Origin of the sequence: Actinacidiphila paucisporea (genome assembly GCF_900142575.1) — a bacterium.
Lineage (GTDB): Bacteria > Actinomycetota > Actinomycetes > Streptomycetales > Streptomycetaceae > Actinacidiphila > Actinacidiphila paucisporea.
The window spans coordinates 67,948-91,395 of record NZ_FRBI01000019.1 but is presented as its reverse complement, the minus strand read 5'-3'; the positions used below and the strand labels follow the sequence as shown (position 1 = coordinate 91,395).

Below are 23,448 nucleotides of genomic sequence, written 5' to 3'. Positions count from 1 at the left end.
GCCGCCCATGGGCCGCCCAGCCCGTTCCGGAATTTATCCATTCACCCCGATACCCAACCTCGCAATGCGATGTGACATGGATCACATTTTGCCCCTCTGGAAACTTCCTTTAACCCTCAACTAGGGTGACCGCATCCTCATCAGATCCCGGGAGGGCATGTGTCCGGAGAAGAGCGGGTCGACTACCTGGTAGTAGGCGGAGGGCCGGCCGGAATTCAGGCGGCATATTTCCTGGAACGGGCCGGCCGGGACTATCTGCTGTTAGAGGCGGGCGAGGTCGGCACCTTCTTCACCAGGTTCCCCAGGCACCGGACGTTGATTTCCATCAACAAGGTGCACACCGGCTGGGACGACCCCGAGCTGAAGCTGCGTACGGACTGGAATTCGCTGCTCTCCGAGGAGAACCACCCCCTCTTCACCGCCGTCACACCCCGCTACTTCCCCTCGGCCGACGACATGGTCGGCTACCTCGGCGACTTCGCCAGGGTCCACGGACTGCGCATCCGTGGCAACACGCGTGTCACCCGCATCTCCCGGCTGCCCGCGGCGGACGGTTCGGCCCGCGGCGACTTCGAGGTGACGACCGGGGACGGCGCCGTACTGCGCGCCGGGCGACTGATCGTGGCAACCGGCGTCTCCCGGCCGTACGTCCCACCCATCGACGGCGCGGAGCTGGCCGAGCGGTACGACGAGGTGTCCGTCGACCCGGCCGACTTCACCGGGCAGCGGGTGCTGATCATCGGCCGGGGAAATTCCGCGTTCGAAACCGCGGACAACCTCATCGAAACCGCCGCGGTGATTCATGTGGCCGGTCCCGGATCGCTGAAACTGGCCTGGCAGACCCACTTCGTTGGCCATCTCAGAGCGGTGAACAACAACTTCCTCGACACCTACCAGCTCAAATCCCAGAACGCACTCCTCGACGGGGAGATCGTCCGTATCAGGAGAGAGGGGGACGACGGCCGCTTCCGTGTCGCCGTCAAGTTCCTGCGGGTTGACGAAGTGGTGAAGGAGATATCCTACGACCGGGTCATCCTTGCCACCGGATTCCGCTTCGACGCTTCCGTATTCGCGGAGGAGTGCCGCCCCGAGCTGACGATCAACGACCGGTTCCCCGCGCAGACCGACGCCTGGGAGTCCGTCAACGTCCCCGATCTCTACTTCGCCGGCACCATCACCCAGGTACGCGACTTCAAGAAGTCGACCAGCGGATTCATCCACGGCTTCCGCTACGGGGTACGCGCGCTCCACCGCATCCTGGGGCAGCGCTACCACGACACGCCCTGGCCGCGCAGCGAGCCGGCCGCCACCCCGCAGGCCGTCGCCGACGCCGTGCTGCAGCGCATCAACCGCACCTCCGCGCTGTGGCAGATGTTCGGGTTCCTCTGCGACGCCTTGGTGGTGAGCGGCACCGGCGCGGTCGGCTACTACGAGGAGGTGCCGGTCGACCACCTCCACCGGGTGGTCGCGGAGGGCACGTTCGGCGCCGCCGACCGCTATCTCACGGTCACCCTCGAATACGGCGAGGACCACGACAAGGCCAATCCGTTCGACGTCTCGGTGAGCCGGCTCTCCCAGCAGACGGCCACCGGGCTCGACGGGCGCTATCTGCACCCGGTGGTCCGGCTCTTCCAGGACGGCAAGCCGGTCGCCGAGCACCACCTCACGGAGAACCTGGAGAACGAGTGGGACAGTGCGGACGTCCACCGCGCCCCGCTGGTCCGCTTCCTGGCCGCACACCTCGCCCCCGGGCAACCCGCACCGCCGCACCCGGACCTGCCGGAAGACGCAGCCGCGGACCCGTCGTGACCGGCGGCGGGCCCCCCGTACCCGGCGTGCTCGCGGAGCTGCGGGAGAAGGCCGCGGCCCGGCTCGATCCGGTGCACTGGGACTTCTACGAGGGCGGCGCCGGCGAGGAGACCGCGGCGGCCGAGAACGTCCTGGCCTTCCGGCGGCTGGCCCTGCTTCCGCGGGTGCTGCGCGGGGCGGGGCAGGCCGACACCTCCGTCGATCTGCCCGGCGCCCGTGCGCGAACGCCCGTCGTGGTGGCCCCCACCGCCTTCCACGGCCTGGCCCACCCGGACGGCGAGCGCGCCACCGCACGGGCGGCCGCCGCGGCGGGCGCTGTGCTGATCACCTCGATGGCCTCGACCACGGCGGTCGCCGACGTGACGGCGTCGGCCCGATCCGTACGCGAGGACGCCGCCGTGTGGTTCCAGCTCTACCTCCAGCCGGAGTCCGGGGTGACGGACGCCCTTGCCCGGCGGGCCGCACAGGCCGGCTGCACGGCCCTGGTGGTCACGGTGGACTCCCCCGTCTTCGGACGCCGCAGGCGCGACGACCGCAACGGCTTCCACGACCTTCCGCCGGGCCACGCGACGGAGAACATGCGCGGCCTGCCCGGGGCGCCCCCCGGCGGCACCCTGGACATCGCCATGTCGCCCGCGCTGTCCTGGGACGACCTGCGCCGGCTTCGCGACGGCCACGACCTGCCCATCCTCCTCAAGGGGGTGCTGCACCCGGACGACGCGCGGCTGGCCGTCGCGGAGGGGATGCGGGGCGTGATCGTGTCCAACCACGGGGGGCGGCAACTCGACGCCGCGCCCGCCGCCGTGGAGGCACTGCCGCGGGTGGCCGACGCGGTGGCGGGCCGGATCCCCGTACTGCTCGACGGCGGGGTGCGCACCGGCTCCGACGTGGTGACCGCGCTGGCGCTCGGTGCCACCGCGGTCGGGGTCGGCCGGCCCGTCCTGTGGGGGCTCGCCGCCGAAGGGGAGGACGGCGTGGCGCGCGTGCTGGCGGAGCTGCGGGACGACACCGCCCATGTGCTGACGCTGTGCGGTGCCCGGGACTGCTCGGGCCCGACCAGGGACCAGGTGGTGGCCCGCGGGCCGCGGGCGGTGACCGGATGCTGAAGAAGGCCGCCGTTGCGGCACTCGCGCTGTCCACCCCCTACTGGCTGCCGAGGACCCTGATCTCGCTGCGCACACGGGTGTTCGCCCGGGTCAACGGCCCCGAAGGCGTCGTGGTGCCCAACGCCGAGGTCGGCCCCGAGCGCTTCGCCGAGCTGTACGCGCACCCCGCCGCGAACGGCCGCAGCCGGGGTGCGGGGCTGTCGGACCTGTTCTGGTACTGGCTCTCCCCCGGTCCCGAGGTCCACCAGGAGCACCTGGAGCCGGGGCCCCGCTACGACGCGGTCGCCCGCACCACTGCCGCGATCCTGGCGGGGACCAGCGCGGACCTGTCGGCCGCCGCCGCCCGGTGCGCGGCCGGCGTCCTCGACGAGTCCGTACCCGGCGAGGTCTCGCTGGTCCGGCTGCGGGACCTGATGATGCCGGTGTGGGCGGAGTTCTTCCACGGCCTGGTCTTCCGCGAGCCCTGCCCGCCGAGCGTCCGGCGACTGATCGTCGACAATGCCGAGGACGTGGTCAACTCCCTGAAGAACACCAGGCTGCGGCACATGCGCCGCCGTGACCGCCTCACCCGCTACCTGCTGCGGCGGCTCGCCGCGGACGAGGTGCCGCACACGCTGCCCGCCGAACTCGCGACGCCGCTGGAGCGCGCGCACTACCTGCAGGGCACCTTCTTCAACACCGCGGTCGTGCAGATGTCGGAGGCGATGGCGCACCTGCTGCTCGTGCTGGCCGAACACCAGGACGTCCAGCGGCGGCTGGCCGCGCACCCGGGCGACGACCACGACCTGGGCAACGTCATGAACGAGACGCTGCGCCTGTTCCCGCTGTTCGGCATCGCGCACCGGATCACCAGCGCCGACATCGACCTCGGCGACGGGGTGGGCTACCCGGCAGGCACCGTGCTGTGCTTCGACTACCCCGCTTACCACGCCACCGGCCACACCCGCCCGGAGGTCTTCGACCCAGGCAGATGGGACCGGATCTCGCCCAAGGACGCCCACCACATCCCCTTCGGGGTGGCCGCGAACCGGCCCTGCCCGGCGTGGCGGCTGTCCCCGCTGGTCATGAGGGCGGTCCACCCGGGAGGTGCTGGCCCGCTTCACGCTGCACTCCTCCGTCTCCCACACCCGCTCCATTCCGCATCGGGCGCCGTGCCTGCTGGTGGTGAGCGGGCGCACGCTGCCGCGGCATCGGATGGCCGCCGCACTGGCCTTCCTGCGGCTGCGGGACCGGTGGGAGGACGTGGGCCGCAGCCTGGTGCAACTCGTCTTCGGCAGCTGGATGGTGGCGGACGCGCGGCGCCTGCGGATGGCGGCGACGTGGTTCGCCGGGCACGACGCACAGGGCCGCCTCCTCGGGGCCGACGCAGCCGACGCCGTACCGCCGCCGGGCTGTCCCCACCACCGCGGCTGACCCGGCGCCCCCGGCACACGCCCGCTCCCCCCACCGCTTCATGCCGAAGGACTTCCTCTCATGTCCGCGACCAAACTGGGCACCACCTTCCTCCTGGCCGTCGTCGTCATCCTGGCCGTCTGCCGGGGCGTCACACTGCTGCTGCGCCCGGTCGGGCAGCCGCCGGTGGTCGCCGAGATGATCGCGGGGGTGCTGCTCGGCCCCTCGGTGCTCGGCCTGCTTCTTCCCTCGGTCGAGCACCACCTCTTCCCCGACCAGCTGCGGCCGGTGCTCTACGTCGCCGGGCAGCTCGGGCTGGTGCTGTTCATGTTCCAGTCGGGGTACGAATTCCGGCTGGACCGGCTGAAGTCGGTGGCGGGACCCGCGGCGATGGTCTCCCTAGCGGGCATCGGGGCGCCGCTGCTGCTCGGCGCCGCGCTCACCTGGGCCGTGCGGGACTCCGTGGACACCTCGCCTCCCGGCGTCCCGCTGCACGTGACGGTGCTGTTCGTCGGGGTCACGCTGGCGATCACCGCCTTCCCGATGCTGGCCAGGATCATCCTCGAACGCCGGCTGGGCGGCACGGTCTTCGGCACCATCGCGCTGGCGGCCGGCGCGCTGGACGACGTGGCGGCGTGGATCCTGCTGGCCGGCGTGGTGAGCCTGGCGCGCGGCACCGCCGGGACGCTGGTGCTGGCCGCGTCGGGCGCCGCCGGCCTGGTGGTGACGCTGTACTTCCTGGTCAGGTACCGCGGTCCGCTGCTGCGCGTCACCGAGCGGCTCACCGCGGAGCAACTCCTCCTGGTGACCCTGCTCGCCGTGTGCCTGGCCGCCTGGTACACCGACCGGATCGGCCTCTACGCGGTCTTCGGCGCCTTCAGCCTGGGCGCCGCCTATCCGCGCTCCCCCCGTATCGACCGCACGATCGGGACCACGGCCCCGCTGAGCGGGATGATGCTGCTGCCGCTGTTCTTCACCTACTCCGGGCTGAACACCGACACCGGCCTGCTGACCGATCCCTCGCTGCTGCTGTTCGCCGCGGGCTGCACGCTGGTGGCCGTCGCCGGCAAGCTCGGGGCGTGCTGGCTGGGCGCGCGGCTGGCCGGGCAGCCGCAAGGAGTGGCGCTGCGGATCGGCACCCTGATGAACGCCCGCGGGCTGATGCAGCTCATCGCCATCAACGTCGGCCTGGCCGACGGCATCGTGTCGCCCCCGATGTTCACGGTGCTGGTCGTGGTGGCGGTGGTCACCACCGTGATGGCGACTCCGCTGCTCGCCCTGTGGGACCGGTGGGACGGCGGCGTCCCCACCGCCCACGACACTGCGACCCGCACCCGGGAGGAGGACCCGCCCGCGGTCGCGGCCCCGGGCGGATCCCCGTCCGGCGCGGGCGCGTAGGCAAGCCGCCGCTGCCGGTCGTGCCGCGCCGGTGGTGGCGCACCGTCCGCGGGTGCGGGGCCCGCGAGGTCGATGTCGTCAACGCGAGCGGCCCGCACGGGCGTCACGCGCCGGGGAGCTTCGCGCCGAGGATGTCCACGAAGTCGACGGTGGGCGGCGCGGCGAACAGGTCGGGGGCCGCGGCTTCCAGCGGCTTGCTGTAGGTGTCCCAGTGCGCCTGGCGGCCGGCCTCGTCCTCGAAGGCGTCGAAGACCGCGAACGACGAGGGTCCGATCCGCAGGGCGTGCCAGGCGACGGTCGAGGCGTCCCCCCTGACCTGCTGGAGGGCGCGCCGGAGCATGCTCTCGACCTCCGCGACCTTGTCCGGCTTGGCCTCGAAGCGGATCAGTATGCCGAGGGTGACCATGGGGTGCCCCTTACTTATGTAGTGATCGTTCTGAAAGTACGCTAGCACATATCTCTAGCGATCGATATAGAATCGTGGTCATGAGAACAGGCAGGCCCCGGTCCTTCGACCGCGACGAGGCACTGGAGCGGGCCGTCACCGTCTTCTGGCAGCACGGCTACGACGCCACGTCCGTCTCGCTGCTGACCGGCGCCCTCGGCATCGGCGCGCCCAGCCTCTACGCGGCCTTCGGCGACAAGAAGAAGCTCTTCTTCGAGGCCCTGGACCGCTACAACCGCACCTACGGCTCCTTCACCGTCCGCGCCCTCGCCGAGGAGCCCGACGCCCGCGCGGCCGTCGAACGGCTGCTGCACGACGCGTCGGTGGCCTACACCCGCCCCGACCGGCCGCCCGGCTGCCTGCTCATCACCGCGGCCACCAACTGCTCGCCCCAGTCCGCGGACGTCGCCGCCCGGCTGCGGGAGATCCGCGTCCAGGCAAGGACCGCACTCCAGCAGAAGATCGCCGGCGCCGTACGGGCCAGCTCCGTCCCGGCCGGCACCGACTCCCGGGCGCTGGCGGCCTTCTACGCCGCCGTACTGCAGGGCATGTCGGCCCAGGCCCGTGACGGGGCCGCCCGCGCCGACCTGCGCCACATCGCCGACGCCGCCCTGCTGGCCTGGCCCGCGACCGCCTAGCCGTATCGCCCCACGAGGGCCCTCGTCCGTAGTCCGTGTGCCAACGCGGTGTTGCGGGAATGTGGCAGCACGACGGCCATATGAAATGAACGTGTCAAGAACGGCTCCGCTGTAGCCGCGCTCTCCCGGCCGACCGTAGCGTCACCGACGCACCTGCGACTCCGCCGAGCGCACGGGCCCCGGGCCCGCGCGCCCCCTTGTCAGGAGGCGTACCACCGTGAGCCGTCAAGACCCGCAGGACCTCGGCCGGCGAGGTTTCCTCGCCGGCGCAGCAGCCGTGGCCTCGGCCGCGATCGCAGGCACCGCCGCCGGGGCCGTCCCCGCGCAGGCCGCGGCCGCCGGCCGCCCCAACATCCTGGTCGTCCTCACCGACGACCAACCCAACGCCACCGAGTGGGCCACCCCCAAGACGGTGGCCTGGCTGGTCGACAACGGGGTGAAGTTCAACCGCGGCCATGTGACCACCCCGCTGTGCGCGCCGTCCCGATCGTCCATCTTCAGCGGCCGTTACGCGCACGACCACGGTGTGCGCGACAACAGCAGCCCCTACAACCTGGACCAGCACACGACCGTGCAGCGCTACCTGCACGACGGCGGCTACCGGACCGGACTGTTCGGCAAGTACCTCAACGCCTGGCACAACACCGACAACCCGCCGCACTTCGACGAGTGGCTGCTGCTGGACCCGGTCGCCTACAACGACGCCACTTACAACGACAACGGCACCGTGCGGACCATCGCCGGCTACAGCACCACCGTCGTCAAGGACCGCGTCCTGGACTTCCTCGACGGGTCGAGGACCGACCAGCGGCCGTGGTTCGCCTTCGTCGCGCCCAAGGCACCGCACGCGCCCAACACCCCCGAGCCCAAGTACGCCGACACCGCGGTACCCGAGTGGAACGGCCGCCCCTCGGTGCCGGAAGCCGACCGCAGCGACAAACCCGACTACATCAAGAACGCCACCCACACCCTGGCCGACGGCCGCACCGTCCGCCGCAACCAGCTGCGGACCCTGCTGTCCGTGGACGACGCGGTCCAGGAGATCCACGACAAGCTGGCGGCGCTCGGCCAGTTGCGCAACACCCTGGTCATCTACCTCGGCGACAACGGCTACTGCTGGGGCGACCACGGCTGGACCGCCAAGTCCGTGCCCTACCGGCCGTCCATCGAAGTGCCGTTCTACGTGTCCTGGCCCGCGGGCGGACTTGCCGGCGGCACCGTCGACGACCGGATCGTCGCCAACATCGACATCGCGCCCACCCTCCTCGACGCGGCGGGCATCACCCCGGACACCCCGCAGAACGGCCACTCGCTCCTCGGCTCCTACCGGCGCGACCACCTGCTGACCGAATGGTGGCACCGCGGCGAGGGCGGCAACCCGCACACCTGGGCCTCGACCGTCAGCGCGACCGGGCAGTACACCGAGTACTACAAGCTGTACACCGACACCGCCGGCCAGCAGGCCGGCACCGGGGAGCTCGTCTTCCGCGAGTACTACGACCTCGTCAACGACCCGTACCAGCTGACCAACCTGCTCTACCAGGCCACGCCGGCGCAGGAGGCCGCCCTCGGCATCCCGGCACTGGCCGCGCGACTGGCAGCCGACCGGGCGGCCTGACCCCTGCGTGCGGGTGCCGGTGCGGGAGTCCTCCCCTGCCGGCGCCCGCCTCTTCCCGTTTCCAGGAGGCACCGGCGCCGATGCCCACCACCCCGCCCCTTTCCTGCTGCGCCCCCGCACACCAGGCGGCCGACGCCGCCCGCACGGGCAAGGCCCCGCCCGCCGCGCCGGCCCCGCGGCGCAGCGCGGCCGAACGCGCGGCGCGCGACCTGGTCGCGCTGCCCGGCGGTACCTTCCAGATGGGCTCCGAGGGCCCGGAGACCGTACGGGCCGACGGTGAAGGGCCCGTACGCGAGGTGGAGGTCGGCCCCTTCGCGATGTCCGCGACCACCGTCACGAACGCCGCCTTCGCCTCCTTCGTGAAGGCGACCGGCCATGTCACCGAGGCCGAGCACTTCGGCTTCTCCTACGTCTTCCACGCCTTCCTGCCGCCGGCGCTGCGGGCCGCCTCCCCCACCGTCGGGGGCGCGTCCTGGTGGCACGCCGTGCGGGGCGCCTCCTGGCGGGCGCCCCAGGGCCCGGGCTCCGACACCCGGAGCCGCCAGGACCACCCCGTCGTCCACGTCACCTGGAACGACGCCACCGCGTACTGCGCCTGGTCGGGCACCCGGCTGCCCACCGAGGCCGAATGGGAGTACGCGGCCCGGGGCGGTCTGGCCGGCAAGCGCTACCCGTGGGGCGACGACCTGTCCCCCGGCGGACGCAGGATGCTCGCCATCTGGCAGGGCGACTTCCCCCACCCGGAGCCCGGCAGCAGCCAGGGCACCGTGCCGGTCCGCGCCCACCGCCCCAACGGGTACGGGCTGTACAACACCGTCGGCAACGTCTGGGAGTGGTGCGCCGACTGGTTCAGCGCCACCCACCACCGCACCGGCCCCCGCCGCTCCCCCGCCGGGCCGCCCACCGGGACCACCCGCGTCATGCGCGGCGGTTCGCACCTGTGCCACACCTCGTACTGCAACCGCTACCGCGTCTCCGCGCGCACGTCCAACACGCCTGACAGCTCGACGGGGAACACCGGCTTCCGCGTCGCCCGCTGACCTGCCCGCCGGCCGGCCGGTGCCAGTGGCGGGCAGGTCAGCGGGCAGGTGCCCGCGGTGACTGGTCAGGTCAGAAGGTGGCGGCGGGGTTCAGCTCCGAGTGGGCCACGCCGCTGCCGGGCAGGGACCACTTCGCGAAGATCCGCGCGTAGTCCCCGTCGGCGATGAGCTTGTTCACCGCGTCGCTCAGGGCCTTCGCCAGGGGTGAGTTCTTGGCGGTGACGAATCCGACCGGGGTGGTGCTGATCTGGCCGAGGAACCGGGTGTTCGGGACATGGGCCGCCTGGTACTTCACGCCGAGTGTCGGGCCGAAGGAGACGTCGATCTTGCCGTTCTGGAGGCCGAGGAGGATCGTGCCGCTGTCGGCGAAGTACTGCACCTTGTACGGCTTCTTCCCGGCGGCCGCGCATCCGCCGGCGCCGTCGGTGAGCAGCTGCTGGAAGGTGGAGCCCGGCGCGGTGGCGATGCTCAGACCGCACAGGTCGGTGAGCCGCGTGACAGTCTTGACCGGCACGTCCTTCGCGCCGAGGAACGCCTGCCCGTCGTTGAGGTAGGTCGCGAAGTCGACGACCTGCTCGCGGGCCTTGGTGACGCCGAAGTTGTCCTGGCCGACGTCGTAGCGGCCGTTCTGCACGCCGGGGATCACGGTGGGGAAGGTGCCGTACTGGACGTCCCACGTGACGCCGAGGACCTTGGCGACGGCATTGCGCAGGTCGACGTCCAGGCCGACGGCGGTGCCGTTCTGCTCACCGCCGTGGGGCAGGCCCGAGACGCCGGGGGCGCGGGTGGTGCCCAGCGTCAGCTTGCCCGCGGCCCGCACCTTGGCGGGCAGTTCCGCCGCGACCGCCGGGTCGGTGGCGATCCCGGAGACGACGTCCTGCGCCGGGATCGCGGTGGCGTCCGCCGGCTTCGCACCGGTCGCGGCGGACCCGTTGCCGCCGCCCGAGCCGGAGTCGTCGGAGGAGCTACCGCAGGCCGCGAGCAGGAGCAGCGCCGCGGTCGCGGCGGAAAGGGCGTACGGGGTGCGGCGGGTGAGGCGGCGTCTGGTGCTCATGGGCGTGCCTTTCACGCGAGGGGTGCCTGGGGCGGAGGGGTGCGGGCCGCGGACGGCTCCGCGGGGAAGGGAGGCGGGGACGGGGAGGGACGTCACAGCACGGCGGCGAGGAAGGATCGGGCCCGCTCGTGCCGGGGGTCGGTCAGGACGTCCGCGGGCGGGCCGGACTCGATGATCCGGCCGCCGTCGAGGAAGACGACGGTGTCGGCGACCTTCCGGGCGAAGCCGATCTCGTGCGTCACGACGATCATGGTCATGCCGCCGAGTGCCAGGTCCTGGATCACGGCGAGGACCTCGCCGACGAGTTCCGGGTCCAGCGCGCTGGTGGGCTCGTCGAACAGCAGCAGCCGTGGTTCCATAGCCAGCGCGCGGGCGATGGCGACCCGCTGCTGCTGGCCACCCGACAGCTGGCGGGGGTAGGAGTCCTCCCTGCTGCCGAGGCCCACCCGCTCCAGCAGTTCGCGGGCCCGGGCGGCGGCCTGCTTGCGCGGCAGGCGGCGTACCGCGACGGGCGCCTCGGTGATGTTCTCCAGCAGCGTCATGTGCGGGAAGAGGTTGAACTGCTGGAAGACCATGCCGACCTGGGCCCGTTGCCGGGTGACGGCACGGGAGCGCAGTGCGTGCAGCCGGGCGCCGTTCTGGTGGTAGCCGACGATGTCGCCGCCGATCTCCACGAAGCCGGCGTCCGGGGTCTCCAGATGGTTCACGCAGCGCAGCAGCGTGGACTTGCCGGAGCCGGAGGGTCCGAGCAGGACGGTGACCTCGCCCTCGCGCACGTCCAGGTCGACACCGTCCAGGACGACGTTGCCGCCGAAGCTCTTGCGCAGGCCCCGGACGCGGACCAGGGGGCGCTCGCCGCCGGCCATCACAGACCCACCGGGCCGGGTCCGGCGACCCGGCCGAAGAGCGGGATGTTGGCGCGCGCCACCTGCCACAGCCCGCGGGCGGGCGGCCGGCCCTGCCGGTCCCTGCCGCGCGCGTAGTAGCGCTCGACGTAGAACTGCCCGATCGACAGCAGGGTGGTCAGCACGATGTACCAGAGGGTGGCGACCATGAGCAGCGGCATGATCAGGAAGTTCTGGTTGTAGATCAACTGGGTGGAGTACAGCAGGTCCTGGACGGCGATCACGCTCACGATCGAGGTCGCCTTGAGCATGCCGATCAGCAGGTTGCCCGAGGCGGGGACGATCGCCGGCATCGCCTGCGGCAGCACGATCCGGCGGAAGATCCGGCCCTCGCCGAGGCCGAGCGCCCTGGCCGCCTCGCGCTGGCCGGGGTCGACGGCCAGGATGCCGCCGCGCACGATCTCGCCGGCGAAGGCCGCGACGTCCAGGCTGAGTCCGACGTAGGCGGCCAGGATGCCGCTGAAAAGGTGAGCGGTCCTGAAGTCGGCGAATTCCGGCCCGAAGGGTATCCCCACCGACAACCGCGGGTAGAGCGAGGCCAGTTCGTACCAGAAGAGCAGTTGGACCAGAGGTGGCACCGAGCGGATCAGCCAGACGTAGCCGAAACTCAGGCCGCGCAGCACCGGGTTGCCGGACAGCCGCATCGCGGCGATCCCGATGCCCAGCAGATACCCGGTGGCCATCACGGCGGCGGTGAGCCACAAGGTGAGTTCCAGGCCGTGCATGATCGAGCCGCGCAGGAAGTAGTCGCCCACGACGGGCCATTGGAAGCGGTGGTTGGCCACCACGGTGTGGACGAGCATGGCGAAAAGGACCAGCACGACCCCGGCGGACAGCCACTGCCCGGGGTGGCGCGCCGGGACCAGCCGGGCGGCCAGCAGATCCTTGTCGGAGGGCTCGGTGTGCAGGCCGAGCGGCGGTGCCTGGTCGGCGGCCGCCTGTTCGGGTCCGGGGTCGGGCGGTTCGGGTCCGGATTCGGGCGGTGCGGTGCCGGGCGCGGTGACGGAGCGCCCGGGCGTGTCGTACTGGGTCATCGAGGTGTGTCCCGTCTTCGTCGGGATCGCGGCGGGGCGGCGGGACTGCGGGCGCGACGACCCGGGGGCGGTGCGCGGCCCGGTTGCCGGGGCTGCCGGGAAGGGGGCGGGAGCAGAGCGGTGCCGCGTGCGGCCCGGCCGTGGGTGCCGGTTGCGGGGCGCACGTCGACGGCCGGAGCGGGGGCGGGACTTTTCCGGACCGGCCAGGACGGCCGCCGGCGGACCTGGCAGGGCCAGGAGAAGGCACCCGGCAGGAGAGCCGGGGCAGGCGCTTTCAGGGCGCGGTCAGTGGACCGCAGGCTCCTGCGGACACAGTGCGCTGCTGACCCGGAGGAGGTCGACGTGCCGCCGGATCACCCTGGTCTGGAACGAGCCACGGGGACACAGGCCCAGGTCGCGTCGCGCGGCGTCCATGTCCGTCCCCTCGCTCTCTTCGCTTCGCAGTCGGTGTCGCCCCTTGGGGGCCTATGCCTACAGCACGTTAACCGCAGGGCAGCGGTCAGGCAATCCCCCTCGGTCCGTGCGGGCTTGGAAGCGACGCGTGTCACTCCCGGCCGGAGGGGATTGTGTTCGGCGGCGCGGCGGAGTTACCGTTTGAGCAGGTCATGAGCGTCAGCCATCCAAGGCCCTGGCCGGCTGACCGGCAACCCTCCGTCGCGGCGGGGTGCTCCAGGTGACGACCCGGCCGGACCGGGAATCGGTCCGGCAAGTGCGAAACTCGGCCAGGCGCAAGCCAGTGCGAGAACGGGAGGTGGCTCATGCGGCAGACCGTCAGGCGGCCGCTGCCCGTCCTGTCCACGTTCTCCCGGCGGCACATCGACCTCCAGCGCGTCGCCGCAGCCCTGTGTCCGGGCACGTCGACGGTCCGTTCCAGGGCCTGACCCCGGACCTCCGCGCTGCCGCACGTCGCTCGCCGGCGCCGCACAGGTCACCGGCTCCACCCCGACCCGGCTCCCAGCAGCCGGCTCCCCCGCCCAGCCTGCCGGCTCCCGCCGCCGAACGACCACCGTGTGGACGCTCGTTCGGCCTGCCGCAGGCCAGGGCCCTTCGCTTGTGACCCCCTCCGAGCAGGAAGCGGTACGCCCATGTCCCGATCCGCCGCCCCCCTCCACCTCGCCGTCGCCCTGGACGGCGCCGGCTGGCACCCGGCCGCCTGGCGGGAACCCGGTGTCCGGCCCGCGGACCTCCTCGGCGCCCCCTACTGGGCCGCGCTGGCCGCGGAAGCCGAACGCGGCCTGCTGGACTTCGCCACCATCGAGGACTCCCTCGGCCTGCAGTCCTCCCTTCCCACCGGGCCCGACGGCCGTACCGACCAGGTGCGCGGCCGGCTCGACGCGGTGCTGACGGCCGCCCGGATCGCCCCGCTCACCAAGAATCTGGGCCTGATCCCCAGTGCCGTGGTCACCCACACCGAGCCCTTCCACCTCTCCAAGGCCGTCGCCACTCTCGACCACGTCAGCGGCGGGAGGGCGGGCATGCAGGTCAGGGTGTCGGGCCGGCAGGAGGAGGCCGCCCACTTCGGGCGCCGCCGGCTGCCTCAGGTGTCGCTCGCGGAGCTGGACTCGCCCGCAGGTCAGGAGCTGCTGCTCGAACTGTTCGGGGAGGCCGCCGACTACGTGGAGGTGTTGCGGCGGCTCTGGGACAGCTGGGAGGACGACGCGGAGATCCGCGACGTGGCCACCGGCCGCTTCATCGACCGCGACAAGCTGCACTACATCGACTTCACCGGGCGGCACTTCAGCGTCAAGGGCCCCTCCATCACTCCCAGGCCGCCGCAGGGCCAGCCGGTCGTCGCCGCGCTCGCCCACGCCCCGGTTCCTTTCCGGCTGGTCGCCACGTCCGCCGACGTCGGCTTCGTCACCCCGCACGACACAGCCCAGGCCGCGGAGATCGTCGCCGAGATCCGCGACCAGCAGGAGCAGGCGGGCCGCGGCGGCGAGACCGTACACCTCTTCGCCGACCTGGTGGTCTTCCTCGACGAGGAAGCCGGCCGGGCCGCCGAGCGCCGGGCACGGCTGGACGCGGCGCTCGACGCCCCGTACACCAGCGACGCCGCGATCTTCGCCGGGACTCCCGCCGAACTCGCCGACGTGCTGGAGGACTTCGCGCACAGCGGGCTGACCGGCTTCCGGCTGCGCCCCGCCACCCTCCCCCACGACCTGGCCCGGATCACCGACGGCCTGGTCCCCGAACTCCAGCGCCGCGCCGCCTTCAGGACCGCGTACGAGGCGGGCACCCTGCGCGGCCTGCTCGGACTGCCGCGTCCCGCCAACCGCTACGCCGCCGCCTGAGCGACCCGCGAACCTCCAGGAAGGCATCCCCTGATGAGCAAGCCACGCAAGCAGATCCATCTCGCCGCGCACTTCCCCGGCGTCAACAACACCACCGTCTGGAGCGACCCGGCGGCCGGCAGCCAGATCGGCTTCAGCTCCTTCGTCCACCTCGCGCGTACCGCCGAGCGCGCGAAGTTCGACTTCCTCTTCCTCGCCGAGGGCCTGCGGCTGCGCGAGCAGGGCGGCAGGATCCACGACCTGGACGTGGTCGGCCGCCCCGACACCTTCACCGTGCTCGCGGCGCTGGCCGCGGTCACCGACCGCCTCGGGCTGGCCGGCACCATCAACTCCACCTTCAACGAACCGTACGAGGTGGCCCGGCAGTTCGCCTCGCTCGACCACCTGTCGGCAGGCCGCGCCGCCTGGAACGTCGTGACCTCCTGGGACGAGTTCACCGGCGAGAACTTCCGCCGCGGCGGCTACCTGGCCCGCGAGGACCGCTACGAGCGGGCCGCGCAGTTCCTGACCGCGGTCACGGTGCTGCTCGACTCGTGGCGCGGCGACGAGATCGTCGCGGACCAGGAGTCGGGCACCTTCCTGCGCGACGCCGACGCCGGGCAGTTCGCCCACCGCGTCGCCCAGTTCGACATCAGCGGGCACTTCAACGTGCCGCGCAGCCCGCAGGGCCGACCGGTGATCTTCCAGGCGGGCGACTCCGAGCAGGGCAGGGAGTTCGCCGCCTCCGCCGCCGACGCCATCTTCACCCGGCACGGCACCCTGGAGGCGGGCAAGGCCTTCTACGCCGACGTCAAGGGCCGGCTGGCCCGGTACGGCAGGTCGCCGCAGGAGCTGCTGATCCTGCCCGGCGTCACCTTCGTCCTCGGCGACACCCCGTCCGACGCCGAGGAGAAGGCCCGCCTGGTACGGCGCCAGCAGGTCAGCGGGCCGACCGCGATCGCCTTCCTGGAACGGGTGTGGAACCGCGACCTGAGCGCCTACGACCCCGAAGGGCCGCTGCCCGACGTGGAGCCGCTCTTCGACGCGGACCCGATCGTCCGCGGCCGGGCCGACTCCAGGGGGCAGGACCAGTTGGAGACGGTCGCGCGCTGGCGGGCGGTCGCCGAGCAGGACAAGCTCTCGATCCGCGAGCTGGTCATCGCCGAGACCGGGCGGCAGTCCTTCGTCGGCACCCCGCAGCACGTCGCCCAGGCGCTGGACGAGTTCGTCCAGGCCGACGCGAGCGACGGCTTCATCCTCGCCCCGCACCTGACCCCGGGGGGCCTGGACGAGTTCGCCGACACCGTCGTACCCCTGCTCCAGGAGCGCGGCGTCTTCCGCACCGAGTACGAGGGCACGACCCTGCGCGACCACCTCGGGCTGGCACCGCTCCCCGTGCAGGACCGCGCCGACCTGTCGGGGGCGGCCTCGTGAAATTCCTGACCATCACCCTGATCGTGCACGCACCGCACCCGGTCACCGGAGCGCTCCCGTCCACCCAGGAGCGCTTCCGCGAGGTGATCGACGGCGCGCTGCTCGCCGAGGAGTTGGGCTTCGACGGCTTCGGCGTCGGGGAACGCCACGAGCGCCCCTTCATCTCCTCCTCGCCGCCCGTGGTGCTCAGCCACATCGCCGCCCTCACCTCCACCATCCGCCTGTTCACCGCCGTCACCACCCTCAGCCTGCTCGACCCGGTGCGCGCCTACGAGGACTACGCCACGCTCGACCACCTCTCCGGCGGCCGCCTGGAGCTGATCGTCGGCAAGGGCAACGGCTCCGCCCAGCGCGACCTGTTCAACGTGACCACCGACGACCAGTGGGAGCGCAACGCGGAGAGCTACGAGCTCTTCCGGCAGATCTGGCGACAGCAGAAGGTCACCGCCGAGCCGCGGTTCCGGCCGGCGCTGAAGGACGCCGAGGTGTGGCCGCGTCCTTTCCAGCAGCCGGTGCGGGTGTGGCACGGCAGCGCCACCAGCAAGGAGTCGGTCGACCTGGCGGCACGCTACGGCGACCCACTCTTCTCCGCCAACGTCACCAACCCCATCGAGCCGTACGCCGAACTCATCCGCTACTACCGCGAGCGCTGGGCCCACTACGGCCACGACCCGGCGCTCGCCACGGTCGGCGCCGGAACGGCCGGCTACTACGCGGCCCGCACCTCGCAGCAGGCCCTGGCCGACTACCGGCCGGTCTTCGAGGGAAGGCTGGCCTTCCAGAAAAGCCTCGGTCTCGAACCGGTCTTCCCCACCCTGGAGGACTTCGTCGAGCGCAGTTCCGCCCTGATCGGCAGTCCGCAGCAGGTCATCGAGAAGGTGCACCGCTACCACGAGCAGTTCGGCCACAGCGTGCTGCATCTGCACGCCGACGCCGACGGTCTGACCGAGGCCCAGCACCGCGGCGCCCTCGAACTCTTCCAGTCCGACATCGCACCCGTGCTGCGCAAGGACATCCCCGACCCGCCCTGGGCCTGGGGTCCTGCGGGCACCGCAACCGACGCGGGCGCCGCAGCCGCCGCAGTCACCGCCTGACAAGGAGCGCCGCCGTGCCACCAACCCCGCTAGCCGTCCTCGACCTCGTCCCGATCTCCTCCGGCTCCACCGCCACCCAGGCGCTGCTCAACAGCGTCGACCTCGCCCGGCACGCGGAACGGCTCGGCTACTCCCGCTACTGGTTCGCCGAGCACCACCTCAACCCCGGTGTGGCCGGCACCTCCCCCGCGGTCGTCCTCGCCCTGACCGCCGCCGCCACCAGCACCATCCGGCTCGGGGCCGGCGCCGTCCAGCTCGGGCACCGCACCGCGCTGTCCACCGTCGAGGAGTTCGGGCTGCTGGACGCCCTGCACCCGGGCCGTTTCGACCTGGGCCTCGGGCGCTCCGGCAGGCCCGCGCCCACGTCGGCGGTGCCGGTGCCGGTCGGAGCGGGGGCGCCGCACGCGACCACACCGGTCGTGGACGGCCGCACCCCGAACGGCCTGCGGATTCCCGCCCGGTTCTCCTTCGAGAAGGTGCTCGCCTCGCCGCGCTTCGCGCTGCAGAAGAAGCTGCTCACCCTGCCCGGCGCCGAGTCGCAGCCCTACGACGAGCAGGTCGACGACATCCTGGCGCTGCTCGCCGGGACGTACGCCACTGCGGACGGGGTCGAGGCACACGTCATACCCGGCGAGGGAGCCGACCTCCAGGTGTGGGTCCTGGGCAGCAGTGCGGGAATCAGCGCCCAGACCGCGGGCGCGCGCGGCCTGCGGTTCGCGGCGAACTACCACGTCAGCCCGGCCACCGTCCTGGAGGCGGCCGAGGGCTACCGGGCCGCGTTCGAACCGTCGGCGGAACTGGCGCAGCCCTACGTCAGCGTCTCCGCGGACGTCGTCGTGGCCGAGGACGAGGCGACCGCACGGGAACTGGCCACCGGGTACGGCCTGTGGGTGCACAGCATCCGCAGCGCGGCGGGAGCCATCCCCTTCCCCACCCCCGACGAGGCCCGCGCCCACGCGTGGAGCCCGGAGGAGCGCGAGCTGGTCGCCGACCGCGTCGAGACGCAGTTCGTCGGCTCGCCGCGGCAGGTCGCCGACCAGCTGGAGACGCTGCGCGACGCCACCGGCGCCGACGAGCTGGTGGTCACCACCATCACGCACGACCACGCCGACCGGGTGCGCTCCTACGAGCTGCTGGCCGAGGAGTGGAAGCGCCGATGACGACGACCGTGCCGGCGAAGGACCTCGCGCAGGACCAGCGGGACGCCGCGGAGGCCGGGCGTGCCGAACAGGCGCTGTCCCCGGCCCGGCTGCGGCAGGTGTTCAGCGCCTTCCCCACCGGGGTGACCGCGATCGCCGCCCTGGTGGACGGCGTCCCGGTGGGCCTGGCCGCCAACTCGTTCACCGCGGTCTCGCTCGACCCGCCGCTGCTGACGGTCTGCATGGCCCACACCTCGACCACCTGGCCGCTGCTCGCCGACCTCCCCAGGCTCGGTGTCAGCGTGCTGGGAGCCGACCAGGAACACGCCTGCGCGCAGCTCGCCTCCCGCAGCGCCGACCGGTTCGCGGACCTGGACTGGCACGCCACCGACGGCGGCGCGGTGCTGCTCGACGGCGCCACAGCCTGGTTCGACACCAGCGTCGAGCGGCTGATCAGGGCCGGCGACCACGACATCGTCCTGCTGCGCATCCGCGCCATGGACGCCGACCACGACGTCGCCCCGCTGGTCTTCCACGGCAGCCGCTTCCGGCGGCTGGCCGGAGCCCGCTCCGACACCGCGGAGCGTCCGGCACCGGCAGCTCCGACAGCACCGACCGCACCGCCCATCGCAGGAACCGAGGAGTCCTCATGACCGTCGAGACCGAGCCCACCGACCGCGTCGCCTTCGCCGCGGAATGGGAGCAGTGGCACGCCCAGAAGGACGAGGCGCTGGCAGGACCGCACGGCTTCCTCGCCATCACCAGCCTGAACTGGCTGGACGCCACCCCCACCCGTTTCCCCGACGCGCCCGGCGCCTGGTCGAGCACCCCGGACGGCGTGCTGGTGGAGCTGTCCGAGGACGAGGAGTTGGCCTACGAAGGCCGCGTGCTGCACGGCCGGCACAATTTCGGGGTGCTCGCGGAGCGCGTGAGCCTGCTCCCGGTCGCGGGTGACGCGGTGATCGAGGTCGCCAAGCGCGGCGGACACGACATCGTGCGTCCCCGGCACCCGGAGAACACGCTGCGGCTGGCCTTCTCCGGCACACCCGCCTACGCCCCCGACCCGGCCTGGGCGCTCACCGGCCGCTACGTGCCGTTCGACACGCCCCGGCCGACGACGGTGGGCGCAGTGGTCGAGGGGCTCGAGCACGTCTACGACGCCGTCGGGACCGTCGAGTTCGAAGCGGGCGGCGCACCGTACCGGCTGACCGCCTTCGACGGCCACACCCCGGGCGGGCTGCTGGTGCTGTTCACCGACGCCACCTCCGGGGTGACCACCTACGCCGCAAACCGCTCGCTGTCCATCGCAGCGCCCGACGCCGACGGCACCGTCCTGGTCGACTTCAACCGGGCCACGAACCTGCCGTGCGCGTACACCGACCTGGCCACCTGCCCGCTGCCGCCGGCCGAGAACCGGCTGCCGTTGGCGATCGAGGCGGGCGAGCGGACGCCGACCGCACCCGCGGGCGCGGCGCCCCGATCGGTGCCTGCCGCGTAGCGCTCACCGAGCCCGGTCGGTCTCCACGCCCGCGCCCCGGCACGCCGTCACAGGTCGGCGTGGCCGGGGCGTCGCGGTCGTCGTACGTACGCGTTCGCGGCTGCCGAAGACGTCCTGGCCCGCGGACCGGGCGCCCTACCTCAGCTCGACGAGAAGGTCGCCGCCTTCCACCTGCTGGATCCGGCTGATGGCGAGGCGGGCGACCGTTCCCGCCTTCGGGGAGGTGATGGTCGCCTCCATCTTCATCGCCTCGATCGTGGCGATGGTGGTGCCGGCCGCGACCGTGTCGCCCTCGTGGACGGCCAGCGTGACGACGCCCGCGAAGGGCGCCGCCACATGGGCGGGGTTGGCCTTCTCGGCCTTCTCGGTCGCGGGGATGTCGGTGGCCACCGTGGTGTCGCGTACCTGGATCGGACGGAGCTGGCCGTTCAGGGTGGACATGACCATGCGCATGCCGCGCTCGTCGGCCTCGCCGATGGCTTCGAGTTCGATGAGGAGCCGGACACCGGGTTCGAGGTCGACGGCGTATTCGGTGCCCGGACGCAGCCCGTAGAAGAAGTCCCTGCTGTCCAGCACGCTGGTGTCGCCGAAGGTGTGGCGGTGGGTGGCGAAGTCCTTCGCCGGCCCGGGGAACAGCAGCCGGTTCAGCGTCGCCCGGCGGTCCTTGTCCAGCTCTTCGCGATCCTGGTCGGACAGTCCTGCGGGCGGGTCGGCGGCGGGGCGGGCCTGGAGAGCCTTGCTGCGGAAGGGCTCCGGCCAGCCGCCGGGCGGGGTGCCCAACTCGCCGCGCAGGAAGCCGATGACCGAGTCCGGGATGTCGAAGCGCTGCGGCTCGGCTTCGAAGTCGGCCGGTGACACGCCGGCGCCGACCAGGTGGAGTGCGAGGTCGCCGACCACCTTCGAGGAAGGGGTGACCTTCACCAGGTGGCCGAGGATGCGGTCGGCGGCGGCGTACATCGCTTCGATCTCCTCGAAGCGGTCGCCGAGGCCGAGGGCGACGGCCTGGGTGCGGAGGTTGGACAGCTGCCCGCCGGGGATCTCGTGGTGGTAGACGCGCCCGGTGGGCGAGGCCAGTCCCGCCTCGAACGGTGCGTAGACCTTGCGCACCGACTCCCAGTAGGGCTCCAGGTCGCCGACGGCCTTCAGGTCGAGGCCGGTGGGCCGGTCGGAGTGGTCGGTGGCGGCCACGATCGCCGACAGCGACGGCTGGCTGGTGGTGCCCGCCATGGAGGCCACGGCCCCGTCCACCGCGTCCGCGCCCGCGCCGATCGCCGCCAGGTAGGTGGCGAGTTGGCCGCCCGCCGTGTCGTGGGTGTGGATGTGCACGGGAAGGTCGAACTCCTTGCGCAGCGCCGCCACGAGCTTCGCCGCCGCCGGGGCGCGCAGAAGTCCCGCCATGTCCTTGACCGCCAGGATGTGGGCGCCCGCAGCCACGATCCGCTCGGCGAGCTTCAGGTAGTAGTCGAGGGTGTACAGCTTCTCCGACGGGTCGGACAGGTCGGAGGTGTAGCACAGGGCGACCTCCGCGATCGCGGTGCCGGTCCCGCGTACGGCGTCGATGGCGGGCCGCATCTGGCCGACGTCGTTGAGGGCGTCGAAGATCCGGAAGATGTCGATGCCGGTGTCGGTGGCCTCCTGGACGAAGGCGTCGGTCACCTCGGTCGGGTACGGGGTGTAGCCCACGGTGTTGCGGCCGCGCAGCAGCATCTGCAGGCAGATGTTGGGTACGGCCTCCCGCAGTCGGGCCAGCCGCTCCCAGGGGTCCTCGGCCAGGAACCGCAGCGCGACGTCGTAGGTGGCGCCGCCCCAGCACTCCAGGGACAGCAGTTCCGGCAGCGTCCGCGCCACCGCCGGGGCCACCGCCAGCAGGTCCTTCGTCCGCACGCGGGTGGCCAGCAGCGACTGGTGCGCGTCGCGGAAGGTGGTGTCGGTCACCCCGATCGTCGGCGAGGCGCGCAGCCACCGCGCGAACCCCTCCGGGCCGAGATCGGCGAGCTTCTGCCGGGAGCCGGGGGGCGGCTCGGAAAGGGGGAGCGCCGGCAGCTTCGTCATGGGGTCGATCAGCCGGGGGCGTTCGCCGTGGGGCTTGTTCACCGTGACGTCGGCGAGGTAGGTGAGCAGCTTCGTGCCGCGGTCGGCGGAGTGCCGCGCCGTCAGCAGGTGCGGCCGCTCCTCGATGAAGGAGGTGGTGACCCGGCCTGCGCGGAAGTCGGGATCGTCGAGCACGGCCTGCAGGAACGGGATGTTCGTTGCCACGCCGCGGATGCGGAACTCCGCCACCGCCCGCCGGGCGCGGCCGATCGCCGTGGGGAAGTCGCGTCCCCGGCAGGTCAGCTTGACCAGCATGGAGTCGAAGTGCGCGCTGATCTCCGTACCGGCGTGGGTCGTACCGCCGTCGAGGCGGATGCCCGAGCCCCCCGGCGAGCGGTAGGCGCTGATACGGCCGGTGTCCGGCCGGAAGCCGTTGGCCGGGTCCTCGGTGGTGATCCGGCACTGAAGGGCGGCACCGCGTACGTACACGGTCTCCTGGGACAGCCCGAGTTCGGCCAGTGTCTGACCGGCGGCGATCCTGAGCTGGGCCTGGACGAGGTCGACGTCGGTGACCTCCTCGGTCACCGTGTGCTCGACCTGGATACGCGGGTTCATCTCGATGAACACGTGCTTCCCGGCCGGATCGAGCAGGAACTCCACCGTGCCCGCGTTGCGGTATCCGATCTCCCGGGCGAACTTCACCGCGTCGTCGCAGATCCGCTCGCGCAGCTCCGGGTCCAGGTTGGGCGCGGGTGCCAGCTCGATCACCTTCTGGTGCCGGCGCTGCACCGAGCAGTCGCGCTCGAACAGGTGGATGACGTTGCCCTCGCCGTCCGCGAGGATCTGCACCTCGATATGCCGCGGGTCGACCACGGCCTTCTCCAGGAAGACGGTCGGGTCGCCGAACGCGGAGGCGGCCTCGCGGGATGCCGCCTCGACGGACTCCCGCAGCGCCGCGGGATCCTCGACCCGCCGCATGCCGCGCCCTCCACCGCCGGCCACGGCCTTGACGAACACCGGGAAGCCGAGATCCGCCGCTGCCCGCACCAACGCGTCCACGTCGGTCGAGGGCTCCGAGGAGGCGAGCACGGGAACGCCGGCCGCTCGGGCCGCTGCCACCGCGCGCGCCTTGTTCCCCGTCAGCTCCAGGATCTCCGCGTTCGGGCCGACGAAGGTGATGCCGGCCTCCTCGCACGCACGCGCGAGTTCGGGATTCTCGGACAGGAAGCCGTACCCGGGGTAGACCGCGTCCGCACCCGCCCGCCGCGCCGCGCGGACGATCTCCTCCACGGAGAGGTAGGCCCGCACCGGGTGACCCGGTTCGCCGATCTCGTACGCCTCGTCCGCCTTCAGCCGGTGCAGCGAATTGCGGTCCTCGTGCGGGAAGACCGCGACGGTCTTCGCGCCCAGCTCATAGCCGGCGCGGAACGCCCGAATCGCGATCTCACCGCGGTTGGCAACGAGGATCTTCCGGAGCATCACTGTCCCCCGCTTCTTCGGTCGGGCCGTCGGCGGGCCTGTCGCGGCACCTGGCGGCCACACG

21 protein-coding genes, 1 pseudogene and 1 riboswitch are annotated in these 23,448 nt (G+C 72.3%); of the genes and pseudogenes, 15 read left to right on the top strand and 7 right to left on the bottom strand.

The window, feature by feature from the left end; genetic code table 11:
* The first annotated feature begins 159 nt into the window (after nt 1-159).
* Both BUE44_RS24935 and BUE44_RS24930 read left to right on the top strand, forming a co-directional pair.
* Nucleotides 160-1,809: an NAD(P)-binding domain-containing protein gene (locus BUE44_RS24935; RefSeq protein ID WP_073501228.1), complete on the top strand. Its 1,650-nt coding sequence runs from the start codon at nt 160-162 to the stop codon at nt 1,807-1,809.
* Complete coding sequence (locus BUE44_RS24930) at nt 1,806-2,915, top strand: alpha-hydroxy acid oxidase (RefSeq protein ID WP_407640054.1); 1,110 nt, start codon at nt 1,806-1,808, stop codon at nt 2,913-2,915. The genes BUE44_RS24935 and BUE44_RS24930 overlap by 4 nt, the downstream gene beginning before the upstream one ends.
* Nucleotides 2,916-3,186: 271 nt before the next feature.
* On the opposite strand, the gene BUE44_RS39825 is transcribed toward BUE44_RS24930, so the two are convergent.
* Nucleotides 3,187-3,462 carry a hypothetical protein gene (locus tag BUE44_RS39825; protein WP_407640053.1) on the bottom strand — a complete coding sequence of 92 codons (276 nt, stop codon included), beginning with the start codon at nt 3,460-3,462 and terminating at the stop codon, nt 3,187-3,189.
* Here BUE44_RS39825 and BUE44_RS39820 point away from each other — a divergent pair.
* The 3 genes and pseudogenes from BUE44_RS39820 to BUE44_RS24920 all read left to right on the top strand — a co-directional run.
* Nucleotides 3,461-3,874 (top strand): annotated as a pseudogene (locus tag BUE44_RS39820) (cytochrome P450); the annotation flags it as partial. The gene BUE44_RS39825 and the pseudogene BUE44_RS39820 overlap by 2 nt on opposite strands.
* Nucleotides 3,875-4,001: 127 nt before the next feature.
* Nucleotides 4,002-4,328: a hypothetical protein gene (locus BUE44_RS39815; RefSeq protein WP_407640052.1), complete on the top strand. Its 327-nt coding sequence runs from the start codon at nt 4,002-4,004 to the stop codon at nt 4,326-4,328.
* A 60-nt stretch (nt 4,329-4,388) separates the two neighbouring features.
* A complete protein-coding gene (locus BUE44_RS24920) occupies nt 4,389-5,705 on the top strand; it encodes a cation:proton antiporter (protein WP_073501227.1) in 1,317 nt (438 codons plus the stop codon).
* Nucleotides 5,706-5,808: 103 nt separating this feature from the next.
* Here BUE44_RS24920 and BUE44_RS24915 read toward each other — a convergent pair whose 3' ends face one another.
* The gene (locus tag BUE44_RS24915; RefSeq protein ID WP_073501226.1) at nt 5,809-6,111 is read right to left on the bottom strand and encodes a putative quinol monooxygenase; all 303 of its coding nucleotides are present in this window, start codon (nt 6,109-6,111) and stop codon (nt 5,809-5,811) included.
* An 80-nt stretch (nt 6,112-6,191) separates the two neighbouring features.
* Here BUE44_RS24915 and BUE44_RS24910 point away from each other — a divergent pair, with 80 nt between their 5' ends.
* The 3 genes from BUE44_RS24910 (at nt 6,192) to BUE44_RS24900 (ending at nt 9,446) form a co-directional block, all read left to right on the top strand.
* Entirely contained in the window at nt 6,192-6,788 is a 597-nt protein-coding gene (locus BUE44_RS24910) for a TetR/AcrR family transcriptional regulator (protein WP_073501225.1), read from the top strand.
* Nucleotides 6,789-7,005: 217 nt separating this feature from the next.
* The gene (locus BUE44_RS24905; RefSeq protein WP_073501224.1) at nt 7,006-8,406 is read left to right on the top strand and encodes a sulfatase family protein; all 1,401 of its coding nucleotides are present in this window, start codon (nt 7,006-7,008) and stop codon (nt 8,404-8,406) included.
* Nucleotides 8,407-8,486: 80 nt separating this feature from the next.
* The gene (locus tag BUE44_RS24900) at nt 8,487-9,446 is read left to right on the top strand and encodes a formylglycine-generating enzyme family protein (protein WP_079190057.1); all 960 of its coding nucleotides are present in this window, start codon (nt 8,487-8,489) and stop codon (nt 9,444-9,446) included.
* Between the two features lie 70 nt (nt 9,447-9,516).
* Here BUE44_RS24900 and BUE44_RS24895 read toward each other — a convergent pair whose 3' ends face one another.
* The 4 genes from BUE44_RS24895 to BUE44_RS39810 all read right to left on the bottom strand — a co-directional run bounded on the left by BUE44_RS24895 (nt 9,517) and on the right by BUE44_RS39810 (nt 12,853).
* On the bottom strand, nt 9,517-10,500 hold the full coding sequence (locus BUE44_RS24895) for a transporter substrate-binding domain-containing protein (protein ID WP_073501223.1): 984 nt from the start codon (nt 10,498-10,500) through the stop codon (nt 9,517-9,519).
* Between the two features lie 92 nt (nt 10,501-10,592).
* On the bottom strand, nt 10,593-11,366 hold the full coding sequence (locus BUE44_RS24890; RefSeq protein WP_073501222.1) for an amino acid ABC transporter ATP-binding protein: 774 nt from the start codon (nt 11,364-11,366) through the stop codon (nt 10,593-10,595).
* On the bottom strand, nt 11,366-12,439 hold the full coding sequence (locus BUE44_RS24885) for an amino acid ABC transporter permease (RefSeq protein WP_079190056.1): 1,074 nt from the start codon (nt 12,437-12,439) through the stop codon (nt 11,366-11,368). The genes BUE44_RS24890 and BUE44_RS24885 overlap by 1 nt, the downstream gene beginning before the upstream one ends.
* 285 nt (nt 12,440-12,724) lie before the next feature.
* A complete protein-coding gene (locus tag BUE44_RS39810; RefSeq protein ID WP_407640051.1) occupies nt 12,725-12,853 on the bottom strand; it encodes a putative leader peptide in 129 nt (42 codons plus the stop codon).
* A gap of 187 nt (nt 12,854-13,040) precedes the next feature.
* A riboswitch (SAM riboswitch) is annotated at nt 13,041-13,157 on the top strand.
* A 40-nt stretch (nt 13,158-13,197) separates the two neighbouring features.
* On the opposite strand from BUE44_RS39810, the gene BUE44_RS39360 reads away from it, so the two are divergent.
* From BUE44_RS39360 to BUE44_RS24855, 7 genes are all read left to right on the top strand, one after another.
* Nucleotides 13,198-13,320: a putative leader peptide gene (locus tag BUE44_RS39360; RefSeq protein ID WP_265737176.1), complete on the top strand. Its 123-nt coding sequence runs from the start codon at nt 13,198-13,200 to the stop codon at nt 13,318-13,320.
* Nucleotides 13,321-13,524: 204 nt separating this feature from the next.
* Nucleotides 13,525-14,730 (top strand): LLM class flavin-dependent oxidoreductase, encoded by a 1,206-nt coding sequence (locus tag BUE44_RS24880; protein WP_073501221.1) that lies wholly within the window; start codon nt 13,525-13,527, stop codon nt 14,728-14,730.
* Nucleotides 14,731-14,763: 33 nt separating this feature from the next.
* Nucleotides 14,764-16,143, top strand: a complete 1,380-nt coding sequence (locus BUE44_RS24875; protein WP_073501220.1) for an NtaA/DmoA family FMN-dependent monooxygenase — start codon at nt 14,764-14,766, stop codon at nt 16,141-16,143.
* Entirely contained in the window at nt 16,140-17,237 is a 1,098-nt protein-coding gene (locus tag BUE44_RS24870; protein ID WP_073501219.1) for an LLM class flavin-dependent oxidoreductase, read from the top strand. The genes BUE44_RS24875 and BUE44_RS24870 overlap by 4 nt, the downstream gene beginning before the upstream one ends.
* A 14-nt stretch (nt 17,238-17,251) precedes the next feature.
* Complete coding sequence (locus BUE44_RS24865; protein WP_073501218.1) at nt 17,252-18,397, top strand: LLM class flavin-dependent oxidoreductase; 1,146 nt, start codon at nt 17,252-17,254, stop codon at nt 18,395-18,397.
* Nucleotides 18,394-19,029, top strand: coding sequence for a flavin reductase family protein (locus tag BUE44_RS24860; RefSeq protein WP_079190055.1), 636 nt, complete (start codon nt 18,394-18,396; stop codon nt 19,027-19,029). Before BUE44_RS24865 ends, BUE44_RS24860 begins: the two co-directional genes overlap by 4 nt.
* A complete protein-coding gene (locus tag BUE44_RS24855) occupies nt 19,026-19,874 on the top strand; it encodes a DUF1684 domain-containing protein (protein ID WP_073501217.1) in 849 nt (282 codons plus the stop codon). Before BUE44_RS24860 ends, BUE44_RS24855 begins: the two co-directional genes overlap by 4 nt.
* A 135-nt stretch (nt 19,875-20,009) precedes the next feature.
* Here the strand turns inward: BUE44_RS24855 and BUE44_RS24850 are convergent, their stop codons facing one another.
* The gene (locus BUE44_RS24850; protein ID WP_073501216.1) at nt 20,010-23,384 is read right to left on the bottom strand and encodes a pyruvate carboxylase; all 3,375 of its coding nucleotides are present in this window, start codon (nt 23,382-23,384) and stop codon (nt 20,010-20,012) included.
* Nucleotides 23,385-23,448 lie beyond the last annotated feature (64 nt).